The 8,725-nt window shown below is 71.8% G+C and carries 6 protein-coding genes and 1 pseudogene; 4 read left to right on the forward strand and 3 right to left on the reverse strand.

Features of this window, described 5'->3' with window-relative positions; translation table 11 throughout:
• Both HOQ23_RS20365 and HOQ23_RS20370 read right to left on the reverse strand, forming a co-directional pair.
• Positions 1-337, reverse strand: a pseudogene (locus tag HOQ23_RS20365) (HNH endonuclease); the annotation flags it as partial.
• 270 nt (positions 338-607) lie between these two features.
• A complete protein-coding gene (locus HOQ23_RS20370; RefSeq protein WP_172217461.1) occupies positions 608-2,200 on the reverse strand; it encodes an MFS transporter in 1,593 nt (530 codons plus the stop codon).
• A 198-nt stretch (positions 2,201-2,398) separates the two neighbouring features.
• On the opposite strand from HOQ23_RS20370, the gene ligA reads away from it, so the two are divergent.
• Entirely contained in the window at positions 2,399-4,483 is a 2,085-nt protein-coding gene (ligA, locus tag HOQ23_RS20375) for an NAD-dependent DNA ligase LigA (protein ID WP_172217463.1), read from the forward strand.
• Here the strand turns inward: ligA and HOQ23_RS20380 are convergent.
• On the reverse strand, positions 4,446-4,694 hold the full coding sequence (locus HOQ23_RS20380; protein ID WP_172217465.1) for a shikimate kinase: 249 nt from the start codon (positions 4,692-4,694) through the stop codon (positions 4,446-4,448). The two genes, ligA and HOQ23_RS20380, sit on opposite strands and share 38 nt — an antisense overlap.
• A 64-nt stretch (positions 4,695-4,758) precedes the next feature.
• Here HOQ23_RS20380 and gatC point away from each other — a divergent pair, with 64 nt between their 5' ends.
• From gatC to gatB, 3 genes are read left to right on the forward strand one after another with little or no spacing between them, the layout of a single operon-like run.
• Complete coding sequence (gene gatC / locus HOQ23_RS20385) at positions 4,759-5,058, forward strand: Asp-tRNA(Asn)/Glu-tRNA(Gln) amidotransferase subunit GatC (protein WP_172217467.1); 300 nt, start codon at positions 4,759-4,761, stop codon at positions 5,056-5,058.
• On the forward strand, positions 5,055-6,611 hold the full coding sequence (gene gatA / locus HOQ23_RS20390) for an Asp-tRNA(Asn)/Glu-tRNA(Gln) amidotransferase subunit GatA (RefSeq protein ID WP_172217468.1): 1,557 nt from the start codon (positions 5,055-5,057) through the stop codon (positions 6,609-6,611). Before gatC ends, gatA begins: the two co-directional genes overlap by 4 nt.
• Positions 6,608-8,131, forward strand: a complete 1,524-nt coding sequence (gene gatB / locus HOQ23_RS20395; protein WP_172217469.1) for an Asp-tRNA(Asn)/Glu-tRNA(Gln) amidotransferase subunit GatB — start codon at positions 6,608-6,610, stop codon at positions 8,129-8,131. Before gatA ends, gatB begins: the two co-directional genes overlap by 4 nt.
• Positions 8,132-8,725: the final 594 nt, after the last annotated feature.

Below are 8,725 nucleotides of genomic sequence, written 5' to 3' on the forward strand. Positions count from 1 at the left end.
GGACACCGTCGTGGTGGCCGGTGTCGAGGGCCCGAGCAACCCGCATCAACCGGTGGACCTCCGGGCGGGTCAGCCGCGACTGGTGCGCCCACCAGTTCGCGGTGCTCGTCGCACCGACCGCGTCTCCGACCTCGACCGAATGCGCGTGCGCGGCGACGCGCAGCCGCAGCTCCTGCAGCCGGGCGATCTCGGCACCCAGCTCCAGCAGCATCGCGCCGGCTTCGGCCTCGGTCAGTGACCACACCGGAGCGCCGGCGACGGTGTCGAGGACCTCGTGCACGCACGCCACCGCCGCGGCCACCGGGTGACCGGATCGGGGTGCGAAGGGTGCCTCCATGGACCTACTCAACCATCGACCACCGACAGTCCCGGGCCACTGTCGTCGCAGGTCAGTGTCCCTGTGGATGACCACCCAGCGCCCCTTCATGGGTGTCGGCCGTGGTCCCGCCATGGGCTTTGTGCCCTGAAGGAACCACCATGACCGAGCGCAACTACGCACTGCTCGCGGCCGCCTACGACGACGAGGCGGCCGTGCTCTCCCGGGACTCCGAGGAGACGCAGCCCTGCGATCCCCAGTCGCTCGGCGCGACGCCACCACCACCCAGGATCAGTGCGAGGCGACCGGGGCGTCCTCGGTGGCGAGCTCCTCGTGGCGCACCCGCAGGAAGATGAAGGTGACCAGCGAGGCGGCGAGCATCATCACCGCGCCGACGAGGAAGGCGTGGGTGGCTCCCTCGGCGAAGACCTGGTTGGCGCCGACGGTCTCCATCGCCGCGAGCTGCGCCTCGGTGGGGCGCGGGCCGCCGGCCATTGCGCGCTCCGCGGCCCGGGCCAGCTCCTCGCCGCGCTCGGTGAACACGCCGCTGGCCATGGTGGCGAGCACCGACAGGCCGAGCGCGCCGCCGACCTGCTGCATGGTGTTGAGCACCCCCGAGCCGATGCCGGTCTCCTCCGGGCGCAGCCGGTGCACGGCGGTCAGCGTCAGCGGGACGAACGTGGCGCCCATGCCGAGCGCCATCAGCAGGATGAACGGCAGCAGGTCGCCGACGTACGTCGCCTGCACCTCGGTGGGCGGGAACGAGGTGTCGTAGGGGATCCGGGAGAACCCGAACAGCCCGCCGGCCGCCATCAGGGTGCCGACGCCGGCCACGTAGCGCGGGTCGACCCGGTTGACCAGGTTGGAGGCCAGCCCGGCGGCGACCACGATGCCGGCGCAGAACGGCAGGAACGCGACGCCGGCGCGGATCGGGGAGTAGTCCATGACCACCTGGATGTAGCGCGACAGGTAGAAGAACATCGCGAACATGGCCGCGGGCGCGAGGAACATCGCCGCGAAGCTCGCCGCCCGGGTGCGGTTCAGGAACACCCGGGCCGGCAGCAGGGGGTTGGCGACGCGGAGCTCGACCGCCAGGAACACCGCGAGCAGCAGCACCCCGGTGCCCAGGCTGGCCAGGGTCCAGGGGTCGGTCCACCCGTGGTCCGGCTCGCCGGCCCGGCTCACGCCGTACACGACGCCGAGCAGGCCGAGGGTGCCGAGCACCGCGCCGACGAGGTCGAGCTCACCGTGGTGGCTCTCGGACTCCGCGAGGAAGCGAGGGGCAAGGAACGCGGCGGCCAGGCCGATCGGGGTGTTGATGAGCAGGGTGAGGCGCCAGCCCTCGACGTCGAAGCCGAGCACGCCGTCCAGCCCGGTGAGCCAGCCGCCGAGCAGCAGCCCGACCGCCGCGCCGGCGCCGGACATCGCGGCGTACACCGCGAAGGCCCGGTTGCGCTTCGGGCCGGCCGGGAACGTCGTGGTGATCAGGGCGAGCGCGGCGGGGGAGGCAAGCGCGGCGCCCAGGCCCTGCAGCGCGCGGGCCGCGAGCAGCAGGCCCTCGTTGGTAGCCAGCCCGCCGAGCAGGGAGGCCACGCCGAAGACGATGAGGCCGGTCATGAAGATCCGGCGCCTGCCGTAGAGGTCGCCGAGGCGTCCGCCGAGCAGCAGCAGGCTGCCGAAGGCGAGCGCGTAGCCGGTGACCACCCAGGTCAGGTTGGCCTCGGAGATGCGCAGGTCGCTTTGGATGTAGGGCAGCGCGATGTTCACGATCGTGCCGTCCAGCACGACCATCAGCTGCGCGACCGAGATCAGCACCAGGGCCCAGCCCAGGTGACGGGTGGTGCCGGTGCCGGTGCGCTCGGCGCTCGTGGCGGCGTCTGACATGGGGCTTCCTTCGCGGGACGGGGGAGGTGGTGGACGGGGCGGGCTGCGCGGAAGGGACGCGCGGGCCCGACGCCGAGGACGGCGGGGGGTGTCCTCCGTCACAACAGGCTAGGAAGCCCGCGATGTTCCCGCGACGGGTTAAATCCCGGCGACACCGCGGGGAGCCGGACGTCGGTGGGGCGCGGCAAGATAGCCCCCATGAGCGACCCCACCCCGGCCACCGAGGAGGCCCGCGAGCAGCACCGTGCGCTGGCCGAGGAGATCGAGGACGCGCGCTGGCGCTACTACGTCCTCGACGCCCCCACCCTGGACGACGCGGACTTCGACCGCCGGATGCGCCGCCTGGAGGAGCTCGAGGAGCAGTTCCCCGAGCTGCGCACCCCCGACAGCCCCACCCAGAAGGTCGGCGGCGCGGTCTCCACCGAGTTCACCGCCGTGGACCACCTGCGCCGCATGGAGAGCCTCGACAACGCGTTCTCCTTCGAGGAGCTCGAGGCCTGGTACGCCCGCCTGGGCCGCGACGGCGTCGAGAAGCCGGACCTGCTCTGCGAGCTCAAGGTCGACGGCCTGGCGATCAACCTGCTCTACGAGAACGGCCGGCTGGTGCGCGCGCTGACCCGTGGCGACGGCCGCACCGGCGAGGACGTCACCCCCAACGTCCGCACCATCGAGGCGGTGCCGGACCGGCTGGCCACGACCGAGGAGTTCCCGGTCCCGGCGCTGATCGAGGTCCGCGGCGAGGTGTTCCTGCCCGTCGAGTCCTTCGAGCGGCTCAACGAGTCGATGACCGAGGCCGGCAAGCCGGTCTTCGCCAACCCCCGCAACGCCGCGGCCGGCTCGCTGCGCCAGAAGGACCCGCGGGTCACCGCGACCCGCGCGCTGGGCATGGTCTGCCACGGCATCGGCGAGCGCCGCGGGTTCGAGCCCCAGGCGCAGTCGCACGCCTACCGGGCGCTGGCGGCCTGGGGCCTGCCGGTGAGCGAGCAGGTCCGGGTGGTGCCGACGCTGACCGAGGTCGAGGCCTACATCGAGAACGCCGGCGCCAACCGGCACACGATCGTGCCCTACGAGATCGACGGCGTGGTGGTCAAGGTCGACGACGTCTCCCTGCAGCGCCGGCTCGGCTCCACCAGCCGGGCGCCGCGATGGGCGATCGCGTTCAAGTACCCGCCCGAGGAGGTCAACGCCGAGCTGCTCGACATCCGGGTCAACGTCGGGCGCACCGGCCGGGTCACGCCGTACGGCGTCATGGTGCCGACGCGGGTGGCCGGCTCCACGGTCGAGAACGCCACCCTGCACAACTACCACGAGGTCGAGCGCAAGGACGTGCGCCCGGGCGACACGGTCATCCTGCGCAAGGCCGGCGACGTGATCCCGGAGATCCTCGGCCCGGTGCTCGCGCTGCGCCCCGAGGGTCTGCCCGCCTGGGTCGGGCCCACCGAGTGCCCCGCGTGCGGGACGCCGCTGGTCGAGCAGAAGGAGGGGGACAAGGACCGCCGCTGTCCCAACCACGAGAAGTGCCCCGCCCAGGTCCGCGAGCGGGTCTTCCACGTCGCCGGGCGCGGCGCCTTCGACATCGAGGGCCTCGGCTACGAGGCGGCGACCGCCCTGCTCGACGCGCAGGTGATCGACAACGAGGGCGACGTCTTCGACCTCACCGCCGACCAGCTGCGGCGAGCGCCGCTGTTCACCCGGGCGCCGAAGAAGGACGAGGAGGGCCCCCAGCTGACCGCCAACGGCGCCAAGCTGCTCGCCAACCTCGCCGAGCGCAAGCAGGTGCCGCTGTGGCGGGTGCTGGTCGCGCTGTCCATCCGCCACGTCGGGCCGACCGCGGCCCGCGCGCTGGCCACCGAGTTCGGCTCGATGGCGGCGATCCGGGGGGCCAGCGAGGAGCAGCTCGCCGCTGCCGAGGGCGTCGGACCCACCATCGCCGAGGCCGTCATCGAGTGGTTCAAGGAGCCGTGGCACGTCGAGATCGTCGACAAGTGGGAGCGCGCCGGCGTCACGATGGCCGACGAGCGCGACGACTCGGTGCCGCGCACCCTGGAGGGCCTCACGATCGTGGTGACCGGCTCGCTGGAGGACTTCAGCCGCGACTCCGCCAAGGAGGCGATCCTGGCCCGCGGTGGCAAGGCGTCCGGCTCGGTGTCGAAGAAGACCGACTACGTCGTGATCGGCGAGAACGCCGGGTCCAAGGCCGACAAGGCCGAGCAGCTCGGCCTCACGATCCTCGACGAGGCCGGCTTCAAGACGCTGCTCGAGGGCGGTCCGGACGCGCTCTGAGCAGCGGCGCCTCCTTGGCCAGCCGGTCGACGTCGTCGAGGAACTCCGGGCGCGGGGTCCAACCGGGTCCGTGGTGCAGCGCGTCGAGCTCGACGTGGGGAATCGCGAGCACCTCGGCGAGCCGGCGACCCAAGGTGGTCTTGCCCGAGCCGCTGCGCCCGGCGAGGAGCACCCGGCACGGAGGGGCAGGAGCGTCGGGCGGCGTCGGCACCGAGTCAGCGTAGGCCGACGGACCGACTCGTCGTGCGGGCGCGCCGGGCACCTAGGATGGGGGCATGCCTGAGATCTCCCGAGACGAGGTCGCGCACCTGGCGGACCTCGCCCGGATCGACCTGTCCGATGCCGAGCTCGACCACCTTGCACCCCAGCTGTCGGTGATCCTCGAGTCGGTCGCCTCGATCAGCGGCGTGGCCGGTGACGACGTGCCCCCGACCTCGCACCCGCTGCCCCTGACCAACGTGTTCCGCGAGGACGTCGTGCGCCCCGGCCTCACCGCCGAGCAGGCGCTGGCCGGCGCCCCCGAGTCCGAGCAGCAGCGGTTCTCCGTGCCGCGCATCCTGGGAGACGAGCAGTGAGCGACCCGACCACCGACTGGACCCGCCGCTCCGCGGCCGAGCTCGCCGACGCCCTCGCGGCCGGGGAGGTGACCTCGGTCGAGCTGACCCAGGCCCACCTCGACCGGATCGCCGCGGTCGACGGCGACGCCGCGTCCGGCGTCCACGCCTTCCTCCACGTCGACGCGGAGGGTGCGCTCGCGAGCGCCCGCGAGTCCGACGCCCGCCGCGCCGCCGGCACCCCCGCCTCCTACCTCGACGGCGTGCCGGTCGCGGTCAAGGACGTGCTGACCACCGAGGGGCTGCCGACCACCTGCGGCTCGAAGATCCTCGAGGGCTGGGTGCCGCCGTACGACGCCACCGTCGTCGCGAAGCTGAAGGCCGCGGGCCTGCCGATCCTGGGCAAGACCAACATGGACGAGTTCGCGATGGGCTCCTCCACCGAGCACTCCGCCTACGGCCCCACCCGCAACCCGTGGGACCAGACTCGCATCCCCGGCGGCTCCGGCGGCGGATCGGCCGCGGCCGTCGCCGCCTTCGAGGCCCCGCTCGCAATCGGCACCGACACCGGCGGGTCGATCCGCCAGCCCGGCGCGGTGACCGGCACGGTCGGTGTGAAGCCGACGTACGGCGGGATCTCGCGCTACGGCCTCGTGGCGATGGCCAACAGCCTCGACCAGGTCGGCCCGGTCACCCGCACGGTGCTCGACTCCGCGCTGCTGCACGAGCTGCTCGGCGGCCACGACCCGCTCGACTCGACCTCGGTCGACCAGCCGGTCCCCGCCCTCGTCGAGGCGGCCCGCCAGGGCGCGGCCGGCGACCTCTCCGGCCTGCGCGTCGGCGTCATCAAGGAGCTGCAGGGCGAGGGCTACCAGCCCGGCGTCCAGGCCCGGTTCCAGGAGTCGCTGGACCTGCTGGTGAAGGCCGGCGCCGAGGTCGTGGAGGTGTCCTGCCCGAGCTTCGTGCACGCGCTGGCCACCTACTACCTGATCATGCCGTGCGAGGCCTCGAGCAACCTCGCCAAGTTCGACGCGATGCGCTACGGCCTGCGGGTCCTCCCCGAGGGGATCGACGACCCGTCCGCGGAGGACGTCATGCGCGCCAGCCGCGACGCCGGCTTCGGCGACGAGGTCAAGCGCCGCATCATCCTGGGCACCTACGCGCTGTCCAGCGGCTACTACGACGCCTACTACGGCACCGCGCAGAAGGTCCGCACGCTGATCACCCGCGACTTCGAGGCGGCCTTCGAGAAGGCCGACGTGCTGGTGTCGCCGACCGCGCCGACCACCGCCTTCAAGCTGGGCGAGAAGCTCGACGACCCGCTGGCGATGTACCTCAACGACCTCGCCACCATCCCGGCCAACCTCGCCGGTGTCCCGGGCATCTCGCTGCCCAGCGGCCTCGCCGACGAGGACGGGCTGCCGGCCGGCTTCCAGATCCTGGCCCCGGCCCTGGCCGACGACCGCCTCTACCGCGTCGGCGCCGCCCTCGAGGCCGCACTGACCGAGCAGTGGGGCGGTCCGCTGCTGGACCGCGCCCCCGCTCTCGACGAGCGACAGGAGATCGCCCGATGACCGCGACGCACACCGGGGCCGCGCTGGTCCCGTTCGACGACGTGCTGGCGTCCTACGACCCGGCGCTGGGCCTGGAGGTCCACGTCGAGCTCAACTCGAACACCAAGATGTTCTGCGGCTGCCCCACGGAGTTCGGCGCCGAGCCCAACACCCAGGTCTGCCCCACCTGCCTGGGCCTGCCGGGCGCGATGCCGGTGGTCAACGCCAAGGCGGTGGAGTCGGCGATCCGCATCGGCCTCGCGCTGAACTGCGACATCGCGGAGTGGTGCCGCTTCGCGCGGAAGAACTACTTCTACCCGGACATGCCGAAGAACTTCCAGACCTCGCAGTACGACGAGCCGATCGCCTTCGACGGGTGGATGGACGTCACGCTCGACGACGGCGACGGGGGGACCGAGGTCTTCCGGGTCGAGATCGAGCGCGCCCACATGGAGGAGGACACCGGCAAGTCGCTGCACGTCGGCGGCGCCACCGGGCGCATCCACGGCGCCTCGCACTCGCTGGTCGACTACAACCGCGCCGGCATCCCCCTGATCGAGATCGTCACCCGCCCGATCGTGGGCGCGGGGGAGAAGGCCCCGGAGATCGCCCGGGCGTACGTCGCCCAGCTGCGTGAGCTGATCTTGGCCCTCGGGGTCTCCGATGCCCGGATGGACCAGGGCTCGATCCGCGCGGACGTCAACCTCTCGCTCGCCCCCCAGGGCAGCGAGGTGCTCGGCACCCGCACCGAGACCAAGAACGTGAACTCGCTGCGCTCGGTCGAGCGCGCGGTGCGCTATGAGATGCAGCGGCACGCGGCGATCCTGAACTCGGGGGCCTCGATCCTGCAGGAGACGCGGCACTGGCACGAGGACACCGGCATCACCACGAGCGGCCGGGAGAAGTCCGACGCCGAGGACTACCGCTACTTCCCCGAGCCCGACCTGGTGCCCGTGGCGCCGAGCCGCGAGTGGGTGGAGGAGCTGCGCGGCACGCTGCCGGAGAACCCGACGCAGAAGCGGGCCCGCCTGCAGGCCGAGTGGGGCTTCTCCGACCTGGAGATGCGCGACACCGTCGGCGCGGGTGCGCTCGGCCTGGTCGAGGAGACCATCGCCGCCGGCGCCTCGCCGCAGGCGGCGCGCAAGTGGTGGCTCTCCGAGCTGGCCCGCCGTGCCAACGACTCCGGCCTCGAGCTGGCGGCCCTGGGCGTGACGCCCGGGGACGTCGCCTCGGTGCAGAAGCTGGTCGACGCCGGCTCGCTCAACGACAAGCTGGCCCGCCAGGTCTTCGACGGGCTGATCGCGGGGGAGGGCACTCCCGAGGAGATCGTGGAGAAGCGCGGCCTCGCGATCGTCTCCGACGAGGGCGCGCTGTCCAGCGCCGTCGACAACGCGATCGCCGCGAACCCCGACGTCGCGGACAAGATCCGCGACGGCAAGGTGGCCGCCGCGGGCGCGCTCATCGGCGCGGTCATGAAGGAGATGCGCGGGCAGGCCGACGCCGGCCGGGTCCGCGAGCTGATCCTCGAGAAGCTCACCTGAGCGCCTGCCGACATCACCACCCGACGGCCGGGAGCACGCACTGCGTGCTCCCGGCCGTCGGCGTATCCCGGAGCGTGGCGGGGGTCACGTTCCGTCGACTTGCCGGATGGGCATGGCGCACGTAATGTTCTCCGAGTTGCCCCAGTGCAGCGGGTGCGGCCTCCGGTCAAGGAGTCGCAGGCGTGGGTGTGGGGTGGCCGTCTTGTTCGCGGAAGTTGCGCGGCGCCCTTGCGGTGTCGTGTGCTCAGCGCGCAGGGCAGGGACTGAAAAGCCCCGAATTGCTTGACCGGCGGTTGTGAGGCAAGATTCTCCACGGAGAAACTCGCCGAATAGCCGAGAATGTTTTCCAGCTTTTCCAGGCCTTGAATTATTGGGCGTGGGAAACGGGAAACGGGCCGGTTTGCAAGGCGGGAAAGTCCGAGGTAAAGTAGTGCAAGCCCCGAGGGGGAGGCCGAGAGGCCGACTATCGGGTGTGTCTGATCCTTGAGAACTCAACAGTGTGTCATATAGTCGACGAATTAGTTTGTTATGCCCCGTCGACATGATCTTGGCTTTGCCTTGGTGGTGTCGATGGTTTCTTTGACAATGATTCTG

The organism is Nocardioides sp. zg-DK7169 (genome assembly GCF_013155365.1).
Classification (GTDB): domain Bacteria; phylum Actinomycetota; class Actinomycetes; order Propionibacteriales; family Nocardioidaceae; genus Nocardioides.

What these genes read in the sequence shown, in the direction of transcription:
- HOQ23_RS20370 (WP_172217461.1), bottom strand. Translation starts at nt 2,200, where the DNA reads ATGTCAGACGCCGCCACGAGCGCCGAGCGCACCGGCACCGGCACCACC.
- ligA (WP_172217463.1), top strand. Translation starts at nt 2,399, where the DNA reads ATGAGCGACCCCACCCCGGCCACCGAGGAGGCCCGCGAGCAGCACCGT.
- gatB (WP_172217469.1), top strand. Translation starts at nt 6,608, where the DNA reads ATGACCGCGACGCACACCGGGGCCGCGCTGGTCCCGTTCGACGACGTG.
- gatC (WP_172217467.1), top strand. Translation starts at nt 4,759, where the DNA reads ATGCCTGAGATCTCCCGAGACGAGGTCGCGCACCTGGCGGACCTCGCC.